This window comes from Siminovitchia fordii DSM 16014 = CIP 108821 (genome assembly GCF_000374565.1).
GTDB classification, from domain to species: Bacteria; Bacillota; Bacilli; order Bacillales; family Bacillaceae_C; genus Siminovitchia; species Siminovitchia fordii.
In genome coordinates, this window is the sequence record NZ_KB894697.1 from 66,223 (window position 1) to 93,103 (window position 26,881).

Sequence of the window (26,881 nt, forward strand, 5' to 3'; positions counted from 1 at the left end):
TTTGTATACCGTTGGGATAAGTACATATAAGAACCATTTTATAAATAATGAACATAAAAATAGTGATATAGCCATCCCTATTAGAATATTCAACGTATGAAACGTAAGAAAATCGTCCCAAACGTATGAACATCCACAAAAAAATACTAGAGAATATTAACAGTTACCGAAAACATAGACTTAAAACGAATCAAACCAAAAAGTCCTCATTATAGAGGATTTTTTTGTGACTATTATTAAGTTCATATAAGTTAAGATTAAGTCGACCCTGAATCATTTGGGATTGACAATAATAAAAAAATTTAATACTCATCGAGTAAAATATTTAAATATCTTTGTAACGAAATGAAATTCTAGGAGTTATATAAGTGAAAGGGGTGAAAAGAGATGGACTTTGAGGAAATCTATCGAGAATACTTTAAGGAAGTTTATTTGTTTATCAAATCATTAAGTCACGATGAGAGTATTGCCGAAGACATTACGCAAGAAGCATTTTTTAAGGCGTTAAAAGCAATTGAGAAATTCGATGGCTCTAAAGATATTCGAGCGTGGCTTTTTACAATAGCAAAAAATACATATTTCTCTCACTACAAAAAAAATAAACGAGAAATAGATTTAGATGTAGTAGAAGAATCAAGTATGGGAGTGCAAATTGTAAATCATTTGATGAATGAGGAACATGCCTTCATAGTTCATCAGTTCCTTCACTCGATGAATGAGCCATATAAGGAGGTCTTTTCACTACGTACGTTTGGTGAATTATCATTTGAGAAAATAGGGCGTCTTTTTGGAAAAAGTGCAGGATGGGCAAGGGTGACCTATTACAGAGCGAGGAAACAAATTATCGAGTATATGGAGGAGATGAATGATGAAAGAGATTAAATGCACAATTATTCAAGATGTATTACCTCTTTATATTGATGAGGTAGTTAGTCAAGATACAAAAGAAATGGTAGACCAGCATTTACAGTATTGTGAAAAATGCCAAAAGGAATACGAAACAATGAAAAGTAAACTGTATATTCCAGCAGAAAATAAAGCCCCTATGATTAAAAAGATTAATAAAAAATGGCGTAAGAAAAAAGTGACAATTTCAATTGTTTCCGTTTTTGCTACGGCTATCATTTTACTTGGGGCGTTTGCATATGTTTTATATTATGAAAAGGTTATTCCATATTCGAAAAACCTAATTAAAATTGAAATGCAAAATGATAATCAATTGGTTTCTCATTATTACGGTAAAAGTTATGCAAGTGTTAATGAGACGCATCCTACGCCACTTGAAATTGATGGAGAGAAAAAGAATGTGAGTTTTATTTATTATACAAAAACTATTGCCGATTCACCTTCAAGAAACCTTATTAATAATGAAAAAAGGCAAAATGAAGAAGAATATATCTTTCCACTTGCCGAAAGTGAAAAAATTGATGCTGTATATTATGTAGATTTTGATGTAGAAAAAATTACTGCTGGAAAAGATTCTTGGGATTCAATTTTAAAACGTGCTGTATTAATTTGGGAGAAATAACAATTATCTTTTGTATGCAACAAACGGATAGCTTTAATTTAAGAACAGGACTGTCAATAGACGGTCTTTTTTGTATTTAAGTATTGAATCTTTATGACCTTGATAGAGTTAATAAAGAGCTCACTACAATGAATTTCATTTTTTCGTTCAATCAGGATTTTCTTCATTTGATAAGAAAATCCTGATTGAACAAATACAAAAAATGGCTGAATTCCTCCACTTGTACTTTTGCTTATTTTAATATTCTCCTTTTATTACAAAAAACGAGCCCCGAATGGTTCCAGCTAGTTTGGACTTTTGCCTGGCAAACTTAAACTTCCCTTCCAGCTCTTGTGGTATCTCCATACCCTCAGAAAGCTTAAAACCAACGGCCCGCTTTTTAGGATCATCAACCGTATACATCACGTTAACCCCAAGACCATCCTCATAAAAGACGTAGGCCATTTTGATATTCTCCACTTGAAAACGCGAAGTTTCTAAAGGTTTGGCCACAAACTCAATATCACGTTCTTCTTTTAATATTCGGTTCACATATTCAAGGGTCTCCCGGCTTTCGCTAGCTGGTACAACCGTAAATTCATGCTTGTATTTGTTCATAAAGTAACGTGCTTCATTAGCACGTAAACCAGCAAGCGCTTCTGCTACAGGTGAAGACTCCAAACCAACCGTAGATACATTTTTAAAATCTACAATAGAGGACATTCCTATTCCACCTTTTTCCTTTAATTTCTAACAACTGGAATCCACATTTCACCATTTAATAGACCGTTTCGCTGCCCCATCACAACTGCTGTATTTGGCCCGCCAACATAGGAAATATTATTTGCTTCTGGTAAAGCTTGACCAAAAGCAATGCCAGTAACTGTATTACTCAATTCATCAACCGTCTTACCTTCCCCTTTAACAACTAGGTATTCTCCCTTAGGAAATTGGATCACTCGAGATTCTCCTAGTTCTGGTACCGTAGCCTCAGTCATAACACCAACATAATGCATCATCTTGTTATTCACTGCTTCATTTACGATAAAAATGTAATCGTTTGTGGCTATGGCTTTTAAAGTTTCGAGTATCCCATCTTGGTTAACGGACTGCCAAAAATCTGCCTTTTCCCTGTTTATCCCTACAAAGTCTGTATAATCGCTCTTAAGTTCGATACCAACACCAAAAACGGTAAAACTGTCTTTTTCTTCTAAAGTATAATCTGCCATATTCAAAATCCTCCTCTTTTAATTTATCAAATGATTTGTTTTTCCACTTGATGAGTCTATAATAGCGTTAAATCATGTCAAAAAATGATACTGTTTTTGGAGGTCCCGATGAAAAAAGTTGAACGGATTAATATCATCATGCGGTATATCAACAACCGTGCCCACTTTACAATTTCTGAAATCATGCGAGAATTTAACATTTCTCGTTCAACAGCTATTAGAGATATCAGAGAAATTGAGGCCATGGGGATGCCACTCGTTTCTGAAGTTGGAAGGGACGGGGGTTATTTTGTCATGAACAACTCTGTTCTGCCTACTGTTCGCTTTACCGATAATGAGATTAAAGCTCTCTTTATTGCCTTTATGGCTACAAAAAATAAACAACTTCCTTATCTAAAGAGTCGTCAGTCTTTAGCTGAAAAATTACTGGGGCTCATTTCAGAAAACCAGCAAGATGACCTTGTCCTTTTAAATCAAACCCTGTTGTTTGAAGGGACCAATCCTAATAACCCCGATCTGCTTGATTTGTCAGACCTCCCTCATCCTATGTTGGAAAAACTTATTCAAACCCTCCTTTTGGATAGCTATTTATTGATTACCATCGAAGAAGAGAGGGCTATAAAGTCTTACTCTATTTATCTCTTGCACCTTTATCATGAAAAAAGCCTATGGCTAATTGAAGGTTTTGACTTAAAGGAAGAAAAGAGGCGGATTGTTCCTGTCGACAATCTCACCGATGTAAAACCATATCCTACGAAAAAAAGAATTAGTAAGAAAAAAATTTTAGAAAAACTAAGTAAGCAGGAAGAAGTAATCAATCTTGTCCTTGAATTAGGTCCAAAGGCGATTGTCCAGTTCAAAAAATACCATCCGTTAAAGGTTTCAATTTCTTATACGAATCCTTATCAAACCACAGCCATTCTAAAGACTTTTATCAATGTTAAAAATGCAGAAGAATTAACCGAGATTACAAATTGGCTACTTTTTCTAGGTGAGGATATCAAGGTCAGAGAAATGCCAGAAGAAGTCCTAGAAGGGTTACAAGAGAGATTATCCTTATACTGTCCATAAACAGTGCCGGTTAAAACGTAAGTAATCTTGAGCTTGGTTAGCTGCCAGCTCTCTTTTAGTAAAAAGGTTAAACCTTATTTAGATACATCACGGAGAACCATACCACAAGTAAATGGGTTTTCTGTGAATGCCACGAAACTGATTTCTTATAAAGGGATCAGTTTTTTTACTGTGGTCTGCAAGTCATGCAATAATATAAGTTGTATTCTCATGCTAGAAGAAACCGCGTTTATCTTTCTAACATAAGGTGATTTCCATGTTCTCTAATAACAAATTTACCATTAGAAATACTGATAGAATAGCCCTTGTACTGACCGCACTTTTAACAGCGGTTATTAGTGAAATTAAAGTAATTCCCTTCGGCGGGGAGGTTTTCCGTTTTGGATTGGGAAGTATTACATTTTTTCTGCTTATACTGATTTGGCACCCAGCATCACTTATACGAACGGGTTTTGTTACGGGGATAGTCGTCATATGTTTTCGCATAGTAGAGGATATCTTTCTATATGACGTTCTTGACTGGACAAGCTTAAAAAGTCACTTGCCCGCTTTTTTATATTATTTTGTATTTGCACTGGGCTTACATGTTATTAAAGTGAAAAGGTACAAGACATTTCCACTTATTTTAGGTGCTTGGGCTGTTTTATTTGAATTTATCGGTAATGTTGCCGAACATTTTACCCGACAATGGCTTATGGGCGATGTAGAATTAAACTTGCAGACTGTGGCCTTATTGGGAGGGGTGGCCATTATCCGCAGCTATTTTGTGGTAGGATTATATAGCTCCATTACCGTTTCGGAACAAAAGAAACGTATGCAGGAAATGCTTGAAGTCGGCTCTGAATTATATGCTGAATCTCTCTACCTCGAGAAATCAATGAATCATATAGAACAAATTACTGCTTCAAGCCACGATTTATATAGGCATTTAAAAAAGAAGGGCCTCCGTCAATTAAGCTTTCAAGCACTGCATATTGCTCAAGAAATTCATGAAGTAAAAAAAGATTCGCAGCGAGTTTTATCAGGGATTACGAAAATAACTAAGCGAAAAAGAGCTAATATTCTTCTACTGTCGGATGTGCTTAACCTCATTGTCTCTGCAAATCAGAAATATAGTGAATTGTTAAAGAAAAATATTGTGTTTCATGTAATTAGTTCAGTTGACTTTGAAACGGACCAGCAAATGCCGCTTCTTGCCCTATTGAATAATCTTACTTCCAATTCCGTCGAGGCTATTGCAAGTAAGGGTGAAATTAGCATTAAAATATTCGAGGAATCAGCGTATACTTGTTTCGTTATAAAAGATTCCGGCAAAGGTGTTCCAAAAGAAGATGCATCTACAATCTTTGAAACAGGATATACTACAAAATATTCCGATCAAGGTGTTGCTGCGACTGGGATTGGTTTATCTCATGTAAAAGAGATTATTCATGCGCTTGAGGGGCAAATTGAATTAGAGTTCCCGGAGAAGGGTGCTATTTTTAGAATCCTTATCCCGACTAAAAATATCCGAAAGCGAGTTGAATAAAACTGCGTTATTTTATTGTAGATGATGATAAAGCAAGTAGGGCAATGTTGAAAAACATTATAACTGAAGGTGATCTTGGCATTGTAATAGGTGAGGCGGAAAGTGGGTCCGATTGTCTATCCTCCATCCTTGCAGTGCATCCTGACATTGTCTTAATTGACTTATTAATGCCTGAACTGGACGGAATTGAAGTGATTGAACAGTTGAGAATAAAGGGATTCCAGGGACAATTTATTATGATCTCTCAAATCGTAAACAAGGAAATGGTTGGGGAAGCTTATGAAAAAGGGGTGGAATTTTTTATTCATAAGCCTATTAATCGAATAGAAGTACGAAGTATTTTAAAAAGAATAACAGATCAAATTCAATTAAAAAATTCATTGCGTGTGATTAAGGAATCTTTGGATCATAGCGAGTCGGCAAAAACGAGACAGCAAAGCGTAAAAGAGATCGTTTTATCGATATTAAATGATATGGGAATCATCGGAGAGTCAGGCAGTGATGATATCATATTGATGATAGAAATCTTGATATATGAAAGTGATGGAGTAATCCAATTGCCGCCATTAAAAAGTTTATATGAGTCCATGGCTGCTAAGACGGGTAATCATAACATGAGCGGCAAAGCAATTGAACAGCGGATTCGCAGAACCATTTTAACAGCAGTCAATAATTTGGCTGCTATGGGGGCGATTGATTATACAAATCCTGTGTTTGAATACTATGCTCCCCGTTATTTCGACTTTCAAGTAGTCAGAGATCAAATGATATCTATTCAGGAAGGCCAAAATGAGTCGAAAAAGGTCAAAGTAAATATAAAGAAATTTCTTCAAGCGCTGTATCATGACACAATAGAAAAATACAACGATAAATAATGTAGGATTTCCTAGGATTCGACAGGTCACTCGTAAAATAGTTACAAAGCTATCTTATTGAAAGCGATTGCTATTTCGAGAAAGGGTGACTTTATATAGATGAAGAGAAAGTTTAAATTTACTTTGGCATCTCAAATTCTTGTCGGATTAATTCTGGGTATTATTGTCGGAGCCATATTTTATGGAAATCCTGCCGTAGAAACGTACTTGCAGCCAATTGGTACTATTTTCATAAACATGATAAAAATGATCGTAGTACCGATTATTATTTCTACTTTAATTCTAGGTGTTGCCGGAACAGGCGATCTAAAAAAATTAGGCAAACTTGGCGGGAAAACACTGATTTATTTTGAAGTTGTAACAACGATTGCGATTATCGTTGGTCTATTATCTGCCAATCTCTTCAAACCGGGCGAAGGTTTGGATATGTCGGCACTTTCCAAAGGCAATATCGATCAATATATCCAGACGACGGAAGAGGTGCAGAGTGAAGGCCATGGTATTTTGGACATTATTGTAAACATTGTTCCAAGTAATGTGATCCAATCGATGGCTGAAGGAGATATGCTTCCCATTATCTTCTTTTCCGTCTTATTTGGTTTAGGAATTGCAGCGATTGGCGAAAAAGGAAAACCTGTGCTTGCCTTCTTTGAAGGCGTAGCAGATGCTATGTTTTGGGTGACAAATTTTATTATGAAGTTTGCCCCATTCGGTGTATTTGCTTTAATTGGTGTATCGGTTTCAAAATTCGGTTTAGAATCATTAATTCCACTTGGAAAACTAATGATTCTTGTCTATGCAACGATGCTCTTTTTTATTGTTGTTGTACTTGGAGGTATTGCGAAGCTTGCTGGAACAAGTGTTTTCCACATCATAAAGTTATTGAAAGATGAGTTGCTTCTGGCTTATTCAACTTCTAGCTCTGAAACAGTATTGCCAAAGGTGATGCAGAAAATGGAAAAGTTCGGATGTCCAAAAGATATTGTTTCTTTTGTAGTTCCGACCGGTTATTCCTTTAACTTGGATGGCTCTACATTGTATCAAGCTCTTGCAGCGCTTTTTATTGCTCAAATTTATGGGATTGATTTAAGTATTTCGGAACAAATTACGCTTGTATTGGTATTGATGGTAACATCCAAAGGAATTGCCGGGGTGCCGGGAGTTTCATTCGTAGTATTACTTGCAACTTTAGGAACGGTAGGAATTCCACTTGAAGGGCTCGCATTTATTGCAGGGATCGATAGACTTCTTGATATGGCGCGTACGGTTGTAAACGTAGTAGGCAATGCATTGGCTACAGTTGTGATGTCTAAGTGGGAAGGTCGATTCGGCAATATAAAGGAAGAGACAAACTACTCATCTATTAAGGAACTTGCGGAAAATTAAAATAGTGATAGAAAAAAGGGCTCATTTTTCAGATACCCCCAAACTAAAGCCTCAACCTTTGTATGCAGCTTGGTTGAGGCTTTGGTTAGAATGAAAGAAGTGCCAGGCTCCTGAATATATATGGCTTCAGGAACCTGGCACCGTTTTTCTTTTCTGTGAGGCAAATGGCAGTGACAGACTTTATTGAAAGCACTTTTTCCTCAAGAAGGAAATGGTACATTATCTTTTTTGTATCAAGCGGGATTCCGACCTTATTCCCTTCATAAAGGATATGCCCATTAAAATAATGACAATGGCAAAAGGGAGCGCTGCAATGATGAGCATATTTTGTAAACCTTGTGTTCCGCCAAAGTAAACGACGACAGCTGCTATCGTTGATTGAATGAGCCCCCATATGATTTTGATGGAGTTTCCGGGATTTAGCAGGCCGTTTGTACTCAGCATGCCAAGTACGAAAGTGGCGGAATCCGCGGAAGTGACAAAGAAAATAACGATAACGAAGATAGTCAAGATAGACAAGAATTTGCCGAGTGGATACTCAGCCAGCACTCCAAACGTTGACGTCTCCAGTGTAAAATCGGAAATGGCTGAAATGCCAAGCTGCTCCACTTGCAATGCGGAAACGCCGAATACCGCAAAAAAGATGAAGCAGACAAGTGATGGCAGCAACAAAACGCCAAACAGGAATTCCTTCACTGTCCGTCCCTTTGAAATCCTAGCAATAAAAATCCCAACGAAAGGAGCCCAAGAGATCCACCATGCCCAATAGAAAATCGTCCAGCTGTTGATCCAACCTCGGTTCTTTTCATCGAGAGGAGCCAGTCTGAGACTCATTTCAAAGAAATCCGAAATATAGGTACCCAGCGTATTGGTAAACATATTAAGGATATACATGGATGGTCCCACAGTAAACAGGAGAATAAGCAGGAATACGGCTAATCCCATATTGAGATTACTCAAGTACTTGATTCCTTTCCCAATTCCAGACCAAGCTGACCAGATAAACAGGACCGTTGCAACTGCGAGCACAATCAGTTGGATAGTAAAACTATTCGGCATCCCAAACAAAAAGGACAGCCCGCCTGTAATCTGTGCAGATCCGAAGCCGAGCGTAGCAGCAACACCTACGATCGTCGCAAACACAGCCAGCACATCAATCCACTTGCCAAGTGGTCCTCTCATGAGTTTCTCTCCGAACAAAGGCGTCAAAGTTGCGCTAATAAGGCCAGGGGCCCCACGGTTGAATTTGAAGTAGGCCAGAACCAATCCGACAATCCCGTAGACTGCCCAAGCGTGTATACCCCAGTGGAAAAAAGAGTATTTCAGGGAATCTTTTATAGCTTCATTAGTCCCTTCTTCACTTAAAGGACTGCTGATAAATGCGTGAGATATCGGTTCAGCGGTCGTCCAAAAGACCAATCCCATCCCCATGCCTGCGCTGAAGAGCATCGCAAACCATGAAGATCGGCTGAACTCAGGCTCGTCATCCTTCTTTCCCAGTTTCATATTACCGTAGCGGGAAAACGCCAAGAAAACACAAAAAAGAAGAATGGCGATAACAAGCAGTAAATAAAACCAGCCAAAATCCATGTAAATTCGATTAGTCAGAGCGGTTGTAAATGAATTTAGGTTTTCTGGAGCAACCGCTCCCCAAATCACAACTATTAATGAAATAGCTATGGAATACCAGAATACCTGTGTTGCTTTTTTCATGCGTCACCTCTTTAAAAATAATACTGTTAAATTTTTTCAACCTATTCATCGTAACATAAATCTGGTTGGTGCTTCCATGAACGTCAAAAATCATTACGTAATTGGGTAAAGGGAAACAATAAAAAGGAGGTAAGCCGGATAGGACAAAAAAGCTCTGGGCATGTCTTTTAAGAGGTCTTATCCAACGGAAATGCAGTTATAACGATATTCAGATCGTACACACATTACCCGCCAATTGATTACCTCACATTGAAACGATGACGATATCAGCCACTTAACAGAAAATCCCCTCAAATCGAGATACACATCATTTTTTCCCAATAAAATAGGCGCTTGCCGCTCTTGACCACACTGGTCTATCTTTGGTAAATTAAAAGCGACCAGTGTGGTCTAATTGGTTAAAAAGAATTATATATTTTACAAAGGGGGAATTGGACATGAATCAATCATTTCATAACCTCAATTCAGATAAACAAAAAAGAATTATCAATGCAGCGTGCAAGGAATTTGCAGAGAATGGTTTTGAAAAAGCATCCACAAATCAAATTGTAAAAAATGCAAGAATTGGGAAGGGGATGCTCTTTTACTATTTCAAAAATAAAGAAGAGCTTTACCATTATTTAATTGATTACTGTTTGAACCATACCATCGAGGAATATCTTCAAAAAATTGGTACGAGTGAACCTGATTTCATTGAGAGGCTTAAGCAGGCAGCACGACTTAAAACTGAATATCATCTAAACAATCCTGATATGGTCAAATTTTTGGCAACTTTATTCCTGAAAGATGAAAATGAAATGCCAGAGAGATTCAGAAAACGTTATAAGGAAATTATGATACTGGCTAATTCAAAGTTGTACGACAATATTGATATAACATTATTCCGAAATGATATTGATACAGAAAAGGCCTTCAAACTGATTCGATGGTCAATAGAAGGATACCAGCAAGAATTAATCAATCAACTTAAAAATCAAAATCTCACTACTTTAAATGTGGATCCATATTGGGATGAGTTTTATGAATATTTGGATGTGCTGAAAACAAGTTTTTACAAAGAGGAGGGGAAAAAATGAGTGTTGTAACCGTTACTGATTTAACGAAAAAATTTGGCAGATTTACGGCGTTAGATGGAGTGAATTTGGAAGTGAATGAAGGAGAAATCTTTGGTTTTATCGGTCCCAACGGTGCAGGGAAGTCGACAACGATCCGTGTGCTGCTTGGTATTTTAAAGGCAACCAAAGGAGAAGCCAAAATCTTTGGCAAGGATGCATGGTCAGATGCAGTGGACATTCATAAGCGGATCGCCTATGTACCGGGAGACGTTAATTTATGGCCTAACCTCACTGGTGGGGAAGTCATTGATTTATTCGTTAAGTTGCGCGGCGGCAATCATAGCAGCAGACGTGAGGAATTGATAAAGCGGTTTAACTTGGATCCATCCAAAAAATGCCGGACCTATTCTAAAGGAAACCGGCAGAAAGTGGCCCTTATTGTTGCATTTTCTTCAGATGCGGATCTGTATATACTGGATGAACCAACTTCTGGTCTCGATCCATTAATGGAACAGGTATTTCAACAGTGTGTCATGGAAGCAAAGCAGGCAGGAAAAAGTGTACTGCTGTCCAGCCATATTTTATCCGAAGTGGAGAGGTTATGTGACCGAGTCGGGATTATTCGTCAAGGTAAAATAATTGAAACGGGTTCTTTAAGCGGGTTGCGTCATTTGACCCGTACAAATTTGCTTGTAGAAACGAAGGAACCAATAACCGCCATCCATGAATTAAAAGGTGTCCATGAGATAGAAAACAAAGATGGAGCACTGTCTTTCCAAGTAGATACAGAGGAATTGGATGCTGTCATTAAACATATAAGTCAATTTGGAATTGTTAAATTGGAGAGTGCACCGCCAACATTGGAAGATTTATTTATGCGTCATTATGAGGGGAAAGAGGAAACAGAGATAGGAGCAGGAGGGAGTTCCTAATGGCTGATACGATTTTCAAACGAACTGGCAGCCTTTTAAAATTCATGATTAGACGCGACAGGATTCGTATTCCATTATGGTTAGTTGGAATCTGTTTCTTTACATTTGTTGTACCCTTAGCCTTTGACGGACTGTATGGTTCACAGCAAGAAAGGGATGTTATGGCAGAAACAATGGAAAATCCTGCGATGACAGCAATGGTGGGGCCAGCTGATTTGAGCAACTATACGCTTGGTGTCATGACAGCCCACCAGATGTTACTTTTAACAGCTGTTGTTGTTGGGTTAATGAGCATTTTACTAGTGACACGCCATACACGTGGTGATGAGGAAAGCGGCCGAATTGAAATGATCCGGTCATTACCAGTGGGACGGTTATCGAATTTGAATGCAGCGTTAATAGTTTACACGATAACAAATGTAATGCTGGCTCTCTTCATAGGTCTCGGATTGTACGCATTAAAAATAGAAAGCATGGGCCTGGAAGGCTCTTTACTGTATGGCGTTACATTAGGGGCAACTGGCATTTTCTTTGCAGGTGTCACAGCATGTTTTGCACAGCTTTCAGATAGCTCTCGGGGGACCATAGGCTTATCAATAGCTTTTTTGCTTATTGCTTACCTTGTACGCGGGGTTGGAGATGTTGGTAACGGAGCGTTGAGTTGGATATCTCCACTCGGATGGGTGACCAAAACTCAAATTTATGGTGAAAATAATTGGTGGCCGATTCTATTAATGATCGGGATATCTATAATTCTATTTATGATTGCAAACTATTTAAATTCAATTCGGGATTTAGAGGCTGGTTTTTTTCCATCTAAACCCGGCAGAAAGTTTGCTTCAGCTTTTTTACAAGGTCCAATGGGTCTTGGGTTCAGACTGCAGCGTGCAGGAACTATAGCATGGGCAATTGGAATGGTTGTAATCGGTGCATCATATGGGTCCGTATTGGGGGATCTGGAATCCTTTTTTGAAGGTAACGAATTGATGGTGCAAATGCTTGCTGCCGAAGACGGGTTTTCTTATACTGACCAGTTTTTGTCGATGATAGTGATGGTCATGGCAATCATCGCTTTGATCCCGCCTTTGATGTCGATGAATAAACTGTACGGGGAGGAGAAAAAGGGCCGAATTGAGCATTTGTTGGGAAGAGCCGTTTCACGTACCAGACTGATGGCCAGTTTTTTACTTCTTTCTGTTGTCAACGGATTTGTGATGCTTTCGCTTGCTGCAATAGGGTTGTGGACAGCAGGTACATCCGTAATGGAAGGCGGCTTAGAATTCAGAACCATTTATGGAGCAGCTTTAGCATACTACCCGGCCATTATTGTAATGATAAGTGTGGCGGCTCTATTGATTGCATACTTTCCCAAGCTGACCAGCCTAATTTGGCTGTATGTAATCTATTCCTTTTTTGTTCTTTATTTGGGATCATTATTCCAATTATCAGATTGGGCCAATCGGATTACGCCACTTGGACATATTCCTAAGCTGCCAGTTGAGGAAATAGCATGGATGCCGTTGGCCATATTGATAATCATAGCAGTTGCGGTCACAATCATCGGTTTTATTGGATATAATAAAAGGGATATTGAGACCTAAGATTTATTATAGACCTTAAGTTCAATCATAGTTGAACAAGAGGTCTTTTCTTATCGAGGATCAACAAAAAATGATGATACCAAGGCGCTTTGTCATTACCATTACCTTCTTCCAACGATTCATTGCCAGTACAAAGATCCTTATGATCATCAATAGTAAACCAAAATGATGTATTAGAATGCCGGGATTTTAAGCAGACAGGATCGGTTGTTCACTTGTAAGGGTCAACCAATCCCTTTTTTGCAGGAAACGGACCAAGGCTTTGTTTTATGTGGGTCTCAATGTCTCCTATGGGCAAACTTCCCTCTTTTTTATTAGCTTTAAATAGGATATAATTATTATAGAATAGTAGTGATTTTAACCGATAAATCATTTTAGTAGACAAAGGTATGGGGTATAATTAAGTATAGAAAAGGTGTGTTCCTATGGAGGCGCCTTGTTTTTTGTGACAACTACTCTTTTTGCAAATATAGGGATAAGGAAGGTTGTAATGGGCAAGATACATGAAAAAACAGACGTTATCTTAATTGGCGCCGGAACCATGAGTGCGACTTTGGGATCTCTGCTAAAAGAATTAGCACCAGATTGGGAAATAAAAGTGTTTGAGAAACTCGGAAAAGCTGGAGAAGAAAGCTCCAACGAATGGAACAATGCAGGTACGGGCCATTCGGCGCTTTGCGAGCTTAACTACACACCCCAGAGGCCAGACGGATCCGTAGACATTAGTAAAGCGATAAAGGTGAATGAACAATTCCAGCTGTCAAGACAGTTTTGGTCTTATCTTGTTAAGAGCGATCTGATCAGCAATCCGCATGATTTCATCATGCCGATCCCTCATATGAGTTTAGTAGAGGGGGAAGAGAACGTTACGTTTTTGAAAAAACGTTTTGAGGCGTTGTCAAGCAACCCTTTGTTCCAAGGAATGGAATTTTCCGATGATCCCGAAAAGCTGAAGGAATGGATTCCGCTTATCATGGAAGGTCGCTCTTCGAACGAACCCATAGCGGCCACAAAAATCGACTCAGGTACGGATGTCAACTTCGGTGCTTTAACACGTATGATGTTTGATCACTTAAAGACTAAAAACGTCGAAATCAATTATAAGCACAGTGTTGAAGATATCAAGCGCACAAGTGACGGCTTGTGGGGAGTGAAAGTCCACAATATCGAAAACAATATATGCGAATACCATGCTGCAAAGTTCGTTTTTATCGGCGGTGGGGGCGGAAGTCTGCCTTTGCTCCAAAAAACTGGTATCCCTGAGTCCAAGCATATTGGGGGCTTCCCGGTAAGTGGGCTATTCTTGGTGTGCAACAATCCGGAAATAGCGGAAAAACACCATGCAAAAGTATATGGGAAAGCGAAGGTCGGGGCTCCTCCAATGTCGGTTCCACATCTAGATACAAGGTATATCGACAACAAGAAAACTTTACTGTTTGGACCGTTCGCCGGCTTTTCACCAAAGTTCTTAAAAACAGGTTCAAACCTTGATCTGATTGGTTCCGTAAAGCCGAATAATGTCCTTACAATGTTGGCTGCAGGCGTAAAAGAGATGGCATTGACCAAATACCTGATCCAGCAGGTCATGTTATCAAACGAAAAACGCATGGAAGAATTGCGTGAGTTTATCCCAAGCGCCAAAAGCGAGGATTGGGAGGTCGTAACAGCCGGTCAGCGCGTGCAAGTTATCAAAGATACAGAGGCCGGTAAAGGAACACTTCAATTTGGTACGGAAGTCGTCAGTGCATCTGATGGATCGATTGCTGCACTGCTTGGTGCTTCTCCTGGTGCTTCTACTGCAGTTCACGTTATGTTGGAAGTATTGGAAAAATGCTTCCCGCAGCATATAAAAGAGTGGGAGCCTAAGATAAAAGAAATGATACCTTCTTATGGAGTGTCATTAGTGGAAAACCCAGAGCTTTTCCAAGAGATTCTTACTTCTACATCAGAAACGCTTGGACTGAACGAGAACTTACCGTTGCATAAGAGTCAGAGCGTATCATAAATACATGTAAAAAAAGGACGGCTCTTGTACTTCCTGCTTAGGAATACAAGAGCCGTCCTTCCTTTAATAGACCACAACCGGATCGTATGTGTTGAGATTATCATAAACGGTTTTCATAACGTCGGGAGGTGTGTTGACGCAGCCTGCCGAACCTTGTTTTAGATACGCATTTCCAGCCCAATTTTTCCGCCAATCGGCATCGTGGAAGCCTTGCCCGTCATTTGTGAATGGAACCCAGTATTTTACATCCACGGAGTAGTTGGGATTGCCTACTGCACTTCCTCTAAGTGTATATGGAGAGGCTTTATAAAGAACGTACCAAACTCCGGGTGATGTTCCTTCATTGGTGCTCATTTTCCCCGTCACTACATGCGTTGTAACAACCAATTTTCCGTTTTTATAGATCCAAATTCTCTGGTCTGCAATGGATACTTCAGCATACGTGTCGCCAATGCCGTTGTTCGCTGTTGTTTCATACCCAATGCCTTCATTATTCCAGCCAAGTCCGTAGATATTGGAAGCAGAGGTCGATTTCTTTCCTTTTTCAAAAGCTTTCTGAAGCATCTCCGTTTCTTTCTCAGCATTTATTGCCCAGCCATAGCCCCCTGCTTTTACCGTAATAACCTTTCCTGAATGAGTCTTGAATTTGAAATCTTTATTTAAGGTGGATTGGGCATTATTGATTTCTTCCACTTTTTTTTGAATGTCACTGTCAATGATAGATATTTTCCCGTCATTTGAGATGGAAGCTTTTTTTATCAATTCATTCGCTTTTAAGGTGTACACTTTGTCCTGTACCTTATAATCGATAGTTCGCTGTATAAAACCCTGCAGCCTTTTCTCATTTTCTTTTATAATCGGGCTGTCCGATTTAATTGGCTGTATGAAAACAGGTTCCAAATGGATATCACTCGTGTAGATTTGTTTGTCATAATCTTTTAACAGAGCGTTAATATCATACTGTTCTCCATCTTTACTTTCCGATATGACAATTTTGCCCTGATCCCATTTCACCTGAGCATCTTGGGGTGCTTGCAAATTCTTATTCAAGGCTACAAGTTTATCTTCTGTTAGCTTTTTCATTGTTTGGCTTCGGAATTGATCGGTTTTTTCAGGTGCGAGTGAATAATCTTTTGACTTTGTAGAAGGAAAGAACGTCCACTGTTTTTTCAATAGTTTTTTAACTTCAGGCAAATCCTGATCCGTAAATGCCATCTGTGTGTCTTTTTCATCTAAAATCAGTTCTTTTCCAATATAGACCCTGTTTTTTAGTTTAGATGTTTTTAATTTATTCATTACCTGATCAGAAGTCATTCCACCGACTTTGATGCCGTTAATTGTAATGTTCGGATTGAAGCGGGTTGCCTGATAATAGCTCAATCCTGCAAAAATTAAAGCGATAATGATGATGGTTCCAATGACAATGAAATTGCGCTTTCCGGGTTTTTTTGATCGATTGCCCCTCTCTACATCAATTGGTTCATTTACCGCACTCATAAACATTCCCTCCGTTACTGGGTGATCAGTAATTGGTTATATTACAAATCTATTACAATTATACTACAATATGTTTAATGAGGAATTTGTCATATTTTGTAACGTGTGAAATATTATAAAACTTTTAATCAGTTTGTTCTTTTAAATCTCTTGTTTTTCTCATTCAACCTTTAGTTACGTAGTAGGTGATCGGAATTTAATTCAGGAACGAACTTTTTCCAGGAAGTATAAGGAACAGGGATCTGCAAAAGCCGCAGGAAAGCAAAATATTAGCTGTCGTGTTTGGAAGCATGGTGAATACCAGGACAGACTTGAGTAAAGGAAATAGACAGATCTTTATAAGAGAATTTAGAAATATACGTTTAAAATGGTATTGGATCTAATGGAAAAGATACTTTATATGCTTATGTTGAAAGGAGAACAATATGAACAATCTTGGAAAGTATCACAAATGCCGCCGACAGTTGAAAAATTAAAAAAATTAGAGATGGATCTTGAAAAAGAAGGGTATTCTTTAGATAGGGATTTAGGCTTTATCTTACAGTCCGATTTCTTTGCATATGATGCTACTCCTTATGATGTCATTACGTTTGCAAGTGCCGGTTGCGATGGAATACATTTCGGCTTGCTAACTGACTTTGGAACAGTATCTGATTTAGAGATTGCTTTTGTTGTATGCATAAGTCCAATGGATTTTGGTTCACAAATAAAGATTGTTGCGAGGAATTTAAGGGAGTTTATCAGCCTAATTTGTACATTGAAAGATGCAGCAAGTGTTTCTAACTTTAATTGTTTTAACGAAGAGGAAGAATATCTGCGTCTGCTCAAAGAACTAAAACAAGAGGAAAGTGAAAATGAGGAATATGCAGAAAGGGCTAACTATGTAGTGGAAAAGATAAAAGCCACTCTTGACTGCGAAATCATTGAGGATATCTATCAGTATGTAGAAAGAAAAGTAATACCAGAAAGAGAGCAACAAATAATTTTACCAACCCTTGATGGTATAGGAATAATAGCCATGGAAAACGTCAATAGCAAGCACACTATTTACAAACTTGAAGAGGATATAAACATTAATCTGAGTGAAGTGAAATCCTTTTTTAATCATGAATCTACAGAAAGCAAACTGGCTTTCATACGGGATGCCCAATTTACTTTCTTGATATCAAATGGGATAGAGCTAAAAGAATTAGTCATGAATGAAATGACTAAATTAGGATTAAATGATGAAGTAGATAGATTAAGGAATATAGATCAGATTGATACCCTTGAAAGTGAAAGTTTTTCTACGAGTGCTTTTTTGGAATTATAAATGTATTCTTTTCCGACATACGTGAACTTCGCCATAAGTGATGGCAAAAAATCGGTGGATTATGTCATTGTCCCTTTTTCCTGGATTTTTATATTCTTCGCGATGTTCCAAAATGAATCAATGTTATTTGGGGAAGGAAACTTGGAAAGAACTGCAAACCAGCCTTATGCAACCTCTGATAAGAATTGAGCGGAAAGGTTGAAAAAATCAGCTATAACCATTCTATGAGTTAAGGTTATAGCTGATTTTATATGTCATAATAAAAACATTATCCGCCATTATTTAAAAGCAGGAATTTTTTTCAATACGATACAGACCGGAATGGCGACAGCGATACCGATGACACTTTGCAAGATATCTCCGGGAATGGAGGTCAATGGTACAATCCAATTGCCATATATGATGCTTTCCCAAAGATAGTAGCCGGCGATCATAGGAGGTACGGAAAGGATAATTCCTATTAGGTTGTATACAATGTTGTTTCCTTTTCGACCTTTGGACCAGGCGATTTTCCCAACGATATAGCCCTGTAAGGCGCGTGTTAAAAAAGTGATGGGCGCCCACAATGCCCAACCTGATACCAGGTCAAACAATCCCATGCCGACAGCCCCGGCGAACGCTCCCTTTTTAGGACCAAATACAATGGCTGAAATGAAGAGCATGGCCGAGCCGAGGTGAACCAGGCCACCATTTATCGAAATAGGCAGTTTAATATTTAAAAGCATGGTGGCCACGAAGACGAGTGCCGTTAGCATGGCCGTCAGAATAAGATCAAATGTTTTAGTTTTGGAGCTGGAGTAGCTTGCAGTTCTTTCCATCTTGCAGACCTTCTTTCTTGATAGACAACGCTCCTGGTTGTCTGTTTCTTTGGATTTATTGATACTTTAGCAAATGAGTGGTCTCTTTAAAAGTGTCACTTTCTTAAAAATTAAAGGGGTCAGAATTGAGGTTAGTCATGGAAGGACTACCAGGAACAAAATAAAGGCCTTGTTTTTCATTTTAACCAGAATAATCACAGTAAAATATTGTCATGTATGTTTCTCTGGAAAAAACTAAGAATCTTTACTAACATGTTAGGAAATCGTAAGAGGAGTGATTTATGTGACGATTCTCAATCAGCAAATCATTCTAGCTGAAAGGCCTAAGGGAATGCCGGACACCCGTACTTTTAAAATCGTAGAAAAAAATGTAGAAGAGCTGGAAAAAGGCCAAGTATTAATTAAAACCCTATTGGTTTCTGTTGACCCATACATGAGAGGCAGGATGCAGGATGAGGAATCTTACATTGAGCCTTATGAAGTCGGCCAAGTAATTGAAGGCGGAGCCATCGGAGAAGTCATTGAGTCCAAATCAGACCAATTCAAACAAGGCGATGTGGTGATCGGCATGTTCGGCTGGCAGAAATATTATGCTGCCAATGAAAAGGAAATACGTAAGATTGATCCGTCACTTGCTCCGATATCAACACATTTAGGAATATTGGGATTGACCGGGTTGACGGCATACTTTGGTTTGCTCGACATTGGCAAGCCTAAAAAAGGTGAAACGGTGGTCATCTCTGGAGCAGCAGGGGCTGTCGGATCCTCCGTTGGACAAATAGCAAAAATCAAAGGCGCACGGGTTGTGGGGATTGCAGGTTCCGATGAAAAAATCAGTTATTTGAAAAAGGAATTGGGTTTTGACGAAGGAATCAACTATCGAACGGTAAAAGATATGGCAAGTGAAATCAGACTCAAGTGTCCGGATGGTGTGGACGTATATTTTGATAATGTTGGAGGAGAAATCTCTGATGCTGTTTTAACCCAGTTAAATCGATTTGCACGGATCCCGGTTTGCGGAGCCATTTCTTCCTACAATCTGGAAGAAGCGGATATCGGGCCGCGGGTACAGGGAACGCTTATTAAGAAAAGTGCATTGATGCAAGGGTTTACGGCAGGAAATTATTCAGATCGTTTCCCTGAGGGAGCGAAGCAGCTCGCCCAATGGCTGCAAGAGGGGAAACTTAAATATCGTGAAACCATTAAGGCAGGTTTTGAAAATATTCCGAGTGCCTTCTTGGATTTGTTCAAAGGAAATAATATTGGCAAGCTACTCGTAAAAGTTTCTGAGCGCCAATATGAAGATTAAGACCACATTCAAGATACTCCGCTGATAAATAAGGAAAAAAAATCACTATCCAGCCTAGGCAGGATAGTGATTTTCTAAAATGATTTATATCAAATAAGCAAACGTACCTTGGTGTATGATGGTAGGTTGATTTTTTGTGTTGAGGGATTTCTTGACAATAGGTACGCAGCTTATGTGATCGTTTAATTTCGGACGAGATAATCAAAAGCACCTAAGGCAGCAGTCGCTCCCGATCCCATTGAAATGATGATTTGCTTATAGGCGCTGTCAGTACAGTCGCCTGCTGCAAACACACCGGGAATGTTAGTGGCGCCTTTTTTGTCTACTACAATTTCACCCATTCTTGTGCGTTCAACTGTATCGTCCAGCCAATCGGTATTTGGTACAAGCCCAATTTGTACAAAGACACCTTGCAATTCTACATGGTGTTCTTCTCCAGACTCACGGTCGACGTAGGTGATGCCATTGACTTTATCTGTGCCGGTAATTTCCTTAGTTTGTGCGTTTTTGATCACTTTTACATTTGGAAGGCTGTGCAGGCGGTCCTGCAAGACAGAGTCAGCTTTTAACTCCGGAGCAAATTCAAGGACCGTTACATGCTTCACAATTCCAGCCAGATCAATGGCCGCTTCAATACCGGAATTACCTCCGCCAATGACGGCTACGTGTTTTCCTTCAAACAATGGTCCGTCACAGTGAGGGCAGTAGGCGACCCCTTTGTTCTTGAATTCAGCTTCGCCAGGGACGCCGACATTGCGCCAGCGGGCACCTGTAGAAAGGATCACTGTTTTGCTCTTAAGAACAGCCCCGTTTTCCAATTCAACTTCAATGAGATCCTTCTTCTCCAAACCTTTCGCACGCTGTGAACTCATAATATCCACATTGTACTGTTTCACGTGTTCTTCAAGGCTTGCTGCAAGCTTGGGACCTTCTGTATGCTTCACACTGATAAAGTTCTCAATGCCTAGGGTATCCATAATCTGGCCGCCAAAGCGTTCAGCTACAACGCCTGTCCGAATGCCTTTCCGAGCGGCATAGACCGCTGCACTCGCTCCGGCGGGACCGCCCCCAACCACTAAGACATCAAATGGGTCTTTGGCGGAGAGCTCGGCGGGATCCACTGTACTGCCCAACTTTGCAAGGATCTCTTCGAGTGACATACGGCCGCTGCCGAAGGCTTCACCATTCAAGAGAACGGTTGGCACAGCCATGACGCCTTTGCTTTCCACTTCATCTTTAAAAGCCGCCCCGTCAATCATCGTGTGGGTGATGCCGGGATTGAGAACGCTCATCACGTTAAGTGCTTGGACAACATCAGGACAGTTGTTGCAGCTGAGGCTCACGTATGTTTCAAAGTGATAGTCGCCTTGCAGGCTCTTCACCTGGTCGATGATCTTCTGCTCAACTTTTGGAGCACGCCCGCTCACTTGAAGTAAAGCCAAAACAAAGGAGGTAAATTCGTGACCGAGAGGGATACCGGCAAATGTGATCCCGGTATCTTCTCCCATACGATTGACACTGAAGCTTGGTGTTCTTTCCAATGTTGCTTTCTCTACTTTTATTTTGGATGACATGGCTGTCAGTTCATCCATCAAAGCCAGCATGTCCTTTGAAAAATCATCGGTTCCTACACTGACTTTTAACAGTACATCGTTTTCCATCAGTTGTAGATATTGTCTGAGTTGTTCCTTAATATCAGCATCCAGTATCATTTATAGCACTCCTTAAATTTTACCTACAAGATCAAGGCTTGGCTTAAGAGTTTCGGAGCCTTCTTTCCATTTTGCAGGGCAAACTTCGCCAGGATTGTTGCGAACATATTGTGCGGCTTTAATTTTGTCAATGAGGACACTTGCATCACGGCCAATGCCATCTGCATTGATTTCAACCGCTTGGACGACACCGTCCGGGTCGATGATAAACGTACCGCGGTCTGCACGGCCTTCCTCTTCAACAAATACATCAAACATGCGGGAAAGCTTGTGTGCAGGGTCACCGATCATTGTATAAGTAATTTTACCGATAGCTTCGGATGTATCGTGCCATGCTTTATGTGTAAAATGAGAATCTCTTGATACTGAGAAAACTTCTACCCCAAGGTCCTGAAGAGCAGGATATTGGTCTTGCAGGTCTTCAAGTTCGGTCGGGCAGACGAAAGTGAAGTCCGCAGGATAGAAACAAACGACACTCCAGTGACCTTTGAAATCTTCATCGGTAACATCGATGAACTCGCCGTTTCTGTATGCTTGTGCTGTGAATGGTTCTACTTCTTTTCCAATGAGAGACATAACTAAAATTCCTCCTAAATACTTTTATAGATAGCTTACTTCTTAGGCACCACTATCTATATAAATTGTTAATTTATAATTGTTATTATATAGGATGAGTTATCAATGTCAAGAGATAAATTAAAATTATTTTAAATAGATTATGATTGTTCCCAGTTTTGTAAGGGTATCCATATTAGTTGATATACATGGATTCATATAAGTAAAGGGTATAATTAAAAACAGAATAAAGAGATATATTAATGAGATTATTCCTACTCAATTGATAATTGAGCCTAATGACTGTCTGAACCAAATATACTCTTTTAGTTAAAACTAGTCAGCGATTCATTTTCATTCTATATGAATCTGTTGTTATCAGAAGACTTGGAATTTCAAGTTATATATTGTGTTATTATGAACTTATAAAACTGAGTTAACTATTTAAGTAGGGGGCCCAAGGGGGAGCAGGCGGGGATGAAATTTAAAGACATGGGTATCTAAAACGTGCATATTGATATCGACGATTCTTTGGATAAAGTAATGAATTTATTCTTCGGCAGCAACCGGCTCTGGCTTCCGGTAACAACGGGTAGCGAACTTCTGAGCATTTTATCTTTGGAAAAGTGTCTAAAATAGATGGACATTTTACTGAGGAAGTCGACAGGGATATTAAAACGGCAGATATTGATGATGAAATTATGCAATATATTAATGCTGAACAGCCCATCATACCGTTGCACAGAAAAAATGAATTTGTCGGTTTTGTTGATATGCACTATGTACAGAGTTACTTTCAGACTTTTGAATCCTATAAACAGAAACCCCAGACTTATACATAATATCCGATTTACCATTGATTTCAAACTGTACAAAAAAAGCCAGTGCGACAATTGCAAAAAATGTAATTGCTTTCAACAAACCTACCAAATAACTCCTGCAGTCTATCTGAACCGAATCAAGTTCATGTAAGTCATGAACTCCCTCCATGTCTATTTCCTGATTTACGCTTGGACTGTTCAATATGACATTCTCTTTTACATGAGCTTCCGCTTTCAAAAATCTCATCTCCTTCATTGTACCGTCTGGCAACTTCAGTGAAGAACGTTCCCATTCCTTATATGGGAGCATCCTTCTAAACAACAACACGTCCTGCTCGGTCCGCTTCTAAGGAGAGTTTTTTATTCTGCCTCGAGGACTTGCATTAAGATCGGGTCACCTTCCCTCCGTTGACTGGTGCCATATCTTGTGAACAGGTTGAACAAGCGACTATCAGTTCATCCAATGCTTTCAAACGGATATAATCAACAGGATTGGATAATGGTTCTTCAATGATGTAATCACCTTCCGCATTCAGTACATTGTTCATAAACCAGTTGATGGGGTCAGGGACGGGGCGATTTCCCAATCTATATTTGGCCAGTGCCCTTTAGAAAAACACTATCATAGCGGTTTTTATTAATTAAAAGGCAAAAATGCCTTGGATGCATTTTTGCCTGGTCATATTGATAAAATTTTAACACCTGCTAATATTGTAAATAGTGAAATGACTGGCAGAGAAAGGTGATGGATATCGTGGTAAACGAAGAAAGAGCTATCAAGTTTCTACAGGATCTTATCCAAATAGAGAGTGTCAACCCTCCGGGAAATGAACTTGGGGTAGCCGAAGCTATAGCTGGACATGTTAAAAATCCAGGGTTATCTTGTGAAATTAAACCTTTTTCCGAAAATAGAGCAAATATGATTGTTCGTTTAGAGGGAAAAGATTCAAGTCGGCCTCCGCTCATTTTCAACGGTCATCTTGATACAGTGCCAATTGGAGACAATTTATGGGAACATCCTCCTTTTTCCGGAAATATGGTGGACGGAAAAATATATGGACGGGGCGCTTGCGATATGAAAGGTGGCGTTGCTGCACTGATAGAAGCCATGATCTGTTTAAAGGAAGCAGGGGAAGAACTTGAACACGATGTAATTTTTATCGGAACCGCCGGAGAAGAAGTTGATTGCGTTGGTGCCAAAATGATGGTTGAGGAAGACATACTTAAAAAAGCAGGGGCAATGGTAATTGCGGAGCCTAGTAATGGAAGGGTTTTCACAGCTCATAAAGGTGTATTGTGGCTTGAAATAAAACTTTTTGGAAAAACGGCCCACGCTTCCATGCCTGACCAGGGAATAAATGCGATTATCCATATGAGTGAATTGATTGAGAGACTGAAGAAGTTTACTTTTTATGCTGAAGAGCATGGGTTGTTAGGAAAACCATCACTTACTGTAAGTACGATAGAAGGTGGTGTAAAAACAAACGTAGTTCCCGACCAGTGTAGAATAACATTGGATATACGGACAGTTCCGGGGATGAAGCATGAAAAAATCATCCATCAAATCAGCGAATTACTGGAGGAACTCAAAGCTGAAATTAAAAACTTCCAACCTGAATTAAATGTTCTGAATAATTTGCCGGCACTTGAAAATATGAAAAACGATTCCTTTGTTCGCCTGTGCCTGGAAGTGAATCAGGAATTATATAACATGAAGCCGGAAGAAAAAGGCGCCAATTATTATACGGATGCCTCCATTTTCTTCCCGCAGCTAAAACTTCCAACAGTTATATACGGTCCGGGCAACGAGAAGCTTGCCCATCAACCAAATGAATATGTTGAAGTAAAAAAATACATTCAAGCTATAGAGTACTATGTGGAACTTGCTAGAAGATATAGCTCTTAGGGGTAAAATAAATATTGTGTTGAAATTCTAAACGTCGAAAGCAGGCTGAAATTATGTGATGTGGCCTGTTTTTTGTTGTGAAAAAACCAGATATATAGATGTAATCTTAAATATTACTCTCCAAAGTGGAATATTAATCAAGTTAGTTTTTAAACTTGTTGTTATAATAAGGGGTGTCCCAGCTAAGAAAGTAAATTGTCAATTAGACAAGAAGCTGGCAGCAGATTACCAAGGAGTTGCACATTCAAATGAACCAAAAAGATATAGCCAACATTCGGAAACAATTCAAACTTGATAATGATTTATTACAGATCACCGATATTTTTAATGTTTACATAAGAAAAGAAAGCAGTGACATTTATCATCAAGAGAGCCAGCCTTTTTCCATGCTGGAGCGGGAGCAGCAGGAGCTGTTCATGAATAATTTCAAAAAGGTACTGACAGGTCAATTGGACGTGAAGTTATTTGAAGTGAAATTTCAGGATCAGGCGGAAGATCATACCCGGCATATTCTTCATGATGGTCTTCAAGCTGATGATGTGGAAGATTGGAAGGAACAGATGCTTCTTATCGTTGAAAAAATGTTTAAGGATGTTCAGTATGAAAAGGACATGGTCGTCACTTTCATTCGCGGCGAATATTTTAAACCGACAAAAAGAAGCAGTGAGGAAGCGGAAGTGAGTGACCGGGATGAGGTGTATACAAACTCTTTTATCCTCTGCAGCATCAATCAAACGGAGCAGCCGAAAAGAACATTGGTGTTTGATTATATTGAAAAGGAATTTAAGTCAAGCGTTGTGGTCGACTCCATTATCAATCTGGCATCTCCAAAAGCAGGATTTTTATTTCCAAGCTTCACAGACAATTCGGCTGATATAAACCGCGTACTATACTCGGCGGGAAAAGCGAATAAACCTGATGAGCACTTTATCGAGGATGTGTTGAACGGAGAAGAGATCATGACTGCCCAGGAAGACAAAGCTGTATTTGAATTTGTCGTAAATGAAGTGGTAGGTGGTCAGGTGGATACTCATACGCTTTCCAATGTATATGAAGAAATAAACCGGATGATGGATGAAGACGAAGAGGAGGAGGAAGTCACTCCTACATTGGATTATAAAGACGTGGAACGTGTTTTAAAGGTGAGCGGAGTGGAAGACGTCAATGCGGATAAAGTTGAAATGGCCTTTCAGAAAGTTGTTGATGACGAAAAGTACGAGCTTAAGGCTAGCAGCATTGTCCCAAAATATACATCGAAATCTATCAAAATCGAAACCAAGGTCGCAAATATTTCGATCAGCCCGAAAGACCTGAAATATGTGAGACAAGTCAACTTCAACGGCAAGCGCTGCTTAATGATTGAGGTTGATGAAGACACCATGATCGAAGGTTTTAAATTGATCCCGGAGGCATCGTTGGGATAAAGGCCATGAAAAACAGGGTGGTAATAATGGTTTTTAAGAACAAAAAGGGAAGGATATAAAATCAACATAACTAATTTTTAAGGGGTTTTCCCTCTCTTTCTAGAAATCCATTATAACTGTATATTGCATTATAACCATATAAAAATTTGCAACTTGACATGGGGTCTCATTCGGCATAATTTACGGGGGCATAGAGCCAGATATTTAAAGGGACTAGCTCAGCCGTGAATGGCTATTATGCCCTCTTCCCCATGTCAAATAGTAGATTATTATCTTGTGTACTTTTTCTTAGCAATTTTATGCATTCCAGATTGCAAAGTTATGTATTTTTAATTTGCAAAACACAATAACCATGACAAAAGTGAGGAAAAAGGTCCAATTGTTGAATAACATGACTGACGTTTTTATAACAGCATTGTTTTTTCAAATGTCTTTATTTCCAATTAACACTAAGACATAAAAAAACCTATCATTCAAGTGGAATGATAGAAAAAGTCTTTAATTTGATAAGTCGTAAAATATTGTACACAATATACGGAAGGTCCATTAAAAAATTCTACATTTTTTCATAAATCGCAACTGCTATAGTTGTTAACCCCACAATGATAGCGAATGGCATAGACAT

General features: G+C 39.2%; 23 protein-coding genes. 14 read left to right on the forward strand and 9 right to left on the reverse strand.

The genetic code is table 11. The features are described from left to right. The first annotated feature begins 387 nt into the window (after nt 1-387). Nucleotides 388-882: an RNA polymerase sigma factor gene (locus C509_RS0116050; RefSeq protein WP_018707952.1), complete on the forward strand. Its 495-nt coding sequence runs from the start codon at nt 388-390 to the stop codon at nt 880-882. Beyond that, a complete protein-coding gene (locus C509_RS0116055; RefSeq protein ID WP_026319907.1) occupies nt 869-1,528 on the forward strand; it encodes a zf-HC2 domain-containing protein in 660 nt (219 codons plus the stop codon). Before C509_RS0116050 ends, C509_RS0116055 begins: the two co-directional genes overlap by 14 nt. Nucleotides 1,529-1,765: 237 nt before the next feature. Here the strand turns inward: C509_RS0116055 and C509_RS0116060 are convergent, their stop codons facing one another. Beyond that, nucleotides 1,766-2,230 (reverse strand): hypothetical protein, encoded by a 465-nt coding sequence (locus C509_RS0116060; RefSeq protein ID WP_018707954.1) that lies wholly within the window; start codon nt 2,228-2,230, stop codon nt 1,766-1,768. A 20-nt stretch (nt 2,231-2,250) separates the two neighbouring features. After that, nucleotides 2,251-2,736, reverse strand: coding sequence for a GyrI-like domain-containing protein (locus C509_RS0116065; protein ID WP_018707955.1), 486 nt, complete (start codon nt 2,734-2,736; stop codon nt 2,251-2,253). A gap of 108 nt (nt 2,737-2,844) precedes the next feature. Here C509_RS0116065 and C509_RS0116070 point away from each other — a divergent pair, with 108 nt between their 5' ends. From C509_RS0116070 to C509_RS0116085, 4 genes are all read left to right on the forward strand, one after another. Next, complete coding sequence (locus C509_RS0116070) at nt 2,845-3,807, forward strand: helix-turn-helix transcriptional regulator (RefSeq protein WP_018707956.1); 963 nt, start codon at nt 2,845-2,847, stop codon at nt 3,805-3,807. A gap of 256 nt (nt 3,808-4,063) precedes the next feature. Further along, complete coding sequence (locus C509_RS0116075) at nt 4,064-5,335, forward strand: sensor histidine kinase (protein WP_018707957.1); 1,272 nt, start codon at nt 4,064-4,066, stop codon at nt 5,333-5,335. Nucleotides 5,336-5,379: 44 nt separating this feature from the next. Then, the gene (locus C509_RS0116080) at nt 5,380-6,210 is read left to right on the forward strand and encodes a response regulator (protein ID WP_018707958.1); all 831 of its coding nucleotides are present in this window, start codon (nt 5,380-5,382) and stop codon (nt 6,208-6,210) included. A 99-nt stretch (nt 6,211-6,309) separates the two neighbouring features. Next, nucleotides 6,310-7,596 carry a cation:dicarboxylate symporter family transporter gene (locus C509_RS0116085; RefSeq protein WP_018707959.1) on the forward strand — a complete coding sequence of 429 codons (1,287 nt, stop codon included), beginning with the start codon at nt 6,310-6,312 and terminating at the stop codon, nt 7,594-7,596. A gap of 219 nt (nt 7,597-7,815) precedes the next feature. Here the strand turns inward: C509_RS0116085 and C509_RS0116090 are convergent, their stop codons facing one another. Beyond that, a complete protein-coding gene (locus C509_RS0116090) occupies nt 7,816-9,309 on the reverse strand; it encodes a glycine betaine uptake BCCT transporter (RefSeq protein ID WP_018707960.1) in 1,494 nt (497 codons plus the stop codon). A gap of 437 nt (nt 9,310-9,746) precedes the next feature. On the opposite strand from C509_RS0116090, the gene C509_RS0116095 reads away from it, so the two are divergent. From C509_RS0116095 to C509_RS0116110, 4 genes are all read left to right on the forward strand, one after another. After that, a complete protein-coding gene (locus tag C509_RS0116095) occupies nt 9,747-10,385 on the forward strand; it encodes a TetR/AcrR family transcriptional regulator (RefSeq protein ID WP_018707961.1) in 639 nt (212 codons plus the stop codon). Further along, complete coding sequence (locus C509_RS0116100; RefSeq protein WP_018707962.1) at nt 10,382-11,296, forward strand: ABC transporter ATP-binding protein; 915 nt, start codon at nt 10,382-10,384, stop codon at nt 11,294-11,296. The genes C509_RS0116095 and C509_RS0116100 overlap by 4 nt, the downstream gene beginning before the upstream one ends. Beyond that, nucleotides 11,296-12,897, forward strand: coding sequence for an ABC transporter permease (locus tag C509_RS0116105; protein WP_018707963.1), 1,602 nt, complete (start codon nt 11,296-11,298; stop codon nt 12,895-12,897). The genes C509_RS0116100 and C509_RS0116105 overlap by 1 nt, the downstream gene beginning before the upstream one ends. A gap of 469 nt (nt 12,898-13,366) precedes the next feature. Further along, complete coding sequence (locus C509_RS0116110) at nt 13,367-14,902, forward strand: malate:quinone oxidoreductase (RefSeq protein WP_281168083.1); 1,536 nt, start codon at nt 13,367-13,369, stop codon at nt 14,900-14,902. Nucleotides 14,903-14,965: 63 nt separating this feature from the next. On the opposite strand, the gene C509_RS0116115 is transcribed toward C509_RS0116110, so the two are convergent. Further along, nucleotides 14,966-16,399, reverse strand: coding sequence for a L,D-transpeptidase family protein (locus tag C509_RS0116115; protein ID WP_018707965.1), 1,434 nt, complete (start codon nt 16,397-16,399; stop codon nt 14,966-14,968). A gap of 367 nt (nt 16,400-16,766) precedes the next feature. On the opposite strand from C509_RS0116115, the gene C509_RS0116120 reads away from it, so the two are divergent. After that, a complete protein-coding gene (locus tag C509_RS0116120) occupies nt 16,767-17,711 on the forward strand; it encodes a hypothetical protein (protein WP_018707966.1) in 945 nt (314 codons plus the stop codon). Between the two features lie 278 nt (nt 17,712-17,989). On the opposite strand, the gene C509_RS0116130 is transcribed toward C509_RS0116120, so the two are convergent. Next, the gene (locus C509_RS0116130; protein WP_018707968.1) at nt 17,990-18,529 is read right to left on the reverse strand and encodes an ECF transporter S component; all 540 of its coding nucleotides are present in this window, start codon (nt 18,527-18,529) and stop codon (nt 17,990-17,992) included. Between the two features lie 283 nt (nt 18,530-18,812). On the opposite strand from C509_RS0116130, the gene C509_RS0116135 reads away from it, so the two are divergent. Next, nucleotides 18,813-19,838: an NADP-dependent oxidoreductase gene (locus C509_RS0116135; protein ID WP_018707969.1), complete on the forward strand. Its 1,026-nt coding sequence runs from the start codon at nt 18,813-18,815 to the stop codon at nt 19,836-19,838. Between the two features lie 182 nt (nt 19,839-20,020). Here the strand turns inward: C509_RS0116135 and ahpF are convergent, their stop codons facing one another. The 4 genes from ahpF to C509_RS25675 form a co-directional block, all read right to left on the reverse strand. Then, nucleotides 20,021-21,550: an alkyl hydroperoxide reductase subunit F gene (gene ahpF / locus C509_RS0116140; RefSeq protein WP_018707970.1), complete on the reverse strand. Its 1,530-nt coding sequence runs from the start codon at nt 21,548-21,550 to the stop codon at nt 20,021-20,023. Between the two features lie 12 nt (nt 21,551-21,562). Next, nucleotides 21,563-22,126: an alkyl hydroperoxide reductase subunit C gene (ahpC, locus tag C509_RS0116145; protein ID WP_018707971.1), complete on the reverse strand. Its 564-nt coding sequence runs from the start codon at nt 22,124-22,126 to the stop codon at nt 21,563-21,565. A gap of 708 nt (nt 22,127-22,834) precedes the next feature. After that, complete coding sequence (locus C509_RS0116150) at nt 22,835-23,248, reverse strand: hypothetical protein (protein ID WP_018707972.1); 414 nt, start codon at nt 23,246-23,248, stop codon at nt 22,835-22,837. 61 nt (nt 23,249-23,309) lie between these two features. Beyond that, nucleotides 23,310-23,474 (reverse strand): hypothetical protein, encoded by a 165-nt coding sequence (locus C509_RS25675; RefSeq protein WP_018707973.1) that lies wholly within the window; start codon nt 23,472-23,474, stop codon nt 23,310-23,312. Nucleotides 23,475-23,671: 197 nt separating this feature from the next. On the opposite strand from C509_RS25675, the gene C509_RS0116160 reads away from it, so the two are divergent. Both C509_RS0116160 and C509_RS0116165 read left to right on the forward strand, forming a co-directional pair. Beyond that, nucleotides 23,672-24,832 carry a M20 family metallopeptidase gene (locus C509_RS0116160; RefSeq protein WP_033370248.1) on the forward strand — a complete coding sequence of 387 codons (1,161 nt, stop codon included), beginning with the start codon at nt 23,672-23,674 and terminating at the stop codon, nt 24,830-24,832. Between the two features lie 248 nt (nt 24,833-25,080). Continuing rightward, complete coding sequence (locus C509_RS0116165; protein WP_018707975.1) at nt 25,081-26,256, forward strand: DUF4317 domain-containing protein; 1,176 nt, start codon at nt 25,081-25,083, stop codon at nt 26,254-26,256. Nucleotides 26,257-26,881 lie beyond the last annotated feature (625 nt).

Bases quoted from the DNA above. Each gene is read 5' to 3' on its own strand.
- C509_RS0116080 (WP_018707958.1), top strand. From the start codon at position 5,380: ATGTTGAAAAACATTATAACTGAAGGTGATCTTGGCATTGTAATAGGT.
- C509_RS0116090 (WP_018707960.1), bottom strand. From the start codon at position 9,309: ATGAAAAAAGCAACACAGGTATTCTGGTATTCCATAGCTATTTCATTA.
- C509_RS0116120 (WP_018707966.1), top strand. From the start codon at position 16,767: ATGGTATTGGATCTAATGGAAAAGATACTTTATATGCTTATGTTGAAA.
- C509_RS0116130 (WP_018707968.1), bottom strand. From the start codon at position 18,529: ATGGAAAGAACTGCAAGCTACTCCAGCTCCAAAACTAAAACATTTGAT.
- C509_RS0116095 (WP_018707961.1), top strand. From the start codon at position 9,747: ATGAATCAATCATTTCATAACCTCAATTCAGATAAACAAAAAAGAATT.
- ahpC (WP_018707971.1), bottom strand. From the start codon at position 22,126: ATGTCTCTCATTGGAAAAGAAGTAGAACCATTCACAGCACAAGCATAC.
- C509_RS25675 (WP_018707973.1), bottom strand. From the start codon at position 23,474: ATGAACAATGTACTGAATGCGGAAGGTGATTACATCATTGAAGAACCA.
- C509_RS0116105 (WP_018707963.1), top strand. From the start codon at position 11,296: ATGGCTGATACGATTTTCAAACGAACTGGCAGCCTTTTAAAATTCATG.
- C509_RS0116070 (WP_018707956.1), top strand. From the start codon at position 2,845: ATGAAAAAAGTTGAACGGATTAATATCATCATGCGGTATATCAACAAC.
- C509_RS0116075 (WP_018707957.1), top strand. From the start codon at position 4,064: ATGTTCTCTAATAACAAATTTACCATTAGAAATACTGATAGAATAGCC.
- C509_RS0116060 (WP_018707954.1), bottom strand. From the start codon at position 2,230: ATGTCCTCTATTGTAGATTTTAAAAATGTATCTACGGTTGGTTTGGAG.
- C509_RS0116115 (WP_018707965.1), bottom strand. From the start codon at position 16,399: ATGAGTGCGGTAAATGAACCAATTGATGTAGAGAGGGGCAATCGATCA.
- ahpF (WP_018707970.1), bottom strand. From the start codon at position 21,550: ATGATACTGGATGCTGATATTAAGGAACAACTCAGACAATATCTACAA.
- C509_RS0116050 (WP_018707952.1), top strand. From the start codon at position 388: ATGGACTTTGAGGAAATCTATCGAGAATACTTTAAGGAAGTTTATTTG.
- C509_RS0116100 (WP_018707962.1), top strand. From the start codon at position 10,382: ATGAGTGTTGTAACCGTTACTGATTTAACGAAAAAATTTGGCAGATTT.
- C509_RS0116065 (WP_018707955.1), bottom strand. From the start codon at position 2,736: ATGGCAGATTATACTTTAGAAGAAAAAGACAGTTTTACCGTTTTTGGT.
- C509_RS0116160 (WP_033370248.1), top strand. From the start codon at position 23,672: ATGGATATCGTGGTAAACGAAGAAAGAGCTATCAAGTTTCTACAGGAT.
- C509_RS0116055 (WP_026319907.1), top strand. From the start codon at position 869: ATGAAAGAGATTAAATGCACAATTATTCAAGATGTATTACCTCTTTAT.
- C509_RS0116085 (WP_018707959.1), top strand. From the start codon at position 6,310: ATGAAGAGAAAGTTTAAATTTACTTTGGCATCTCAAATTCTTGTCGGA.
- C509_RS0116165 (WP_018707975.1), top strand. From the start codon at position 25,081: ATGAACCAAAAAGATATAGCCAACATTCGGAAACAATTCAAACTTGAT.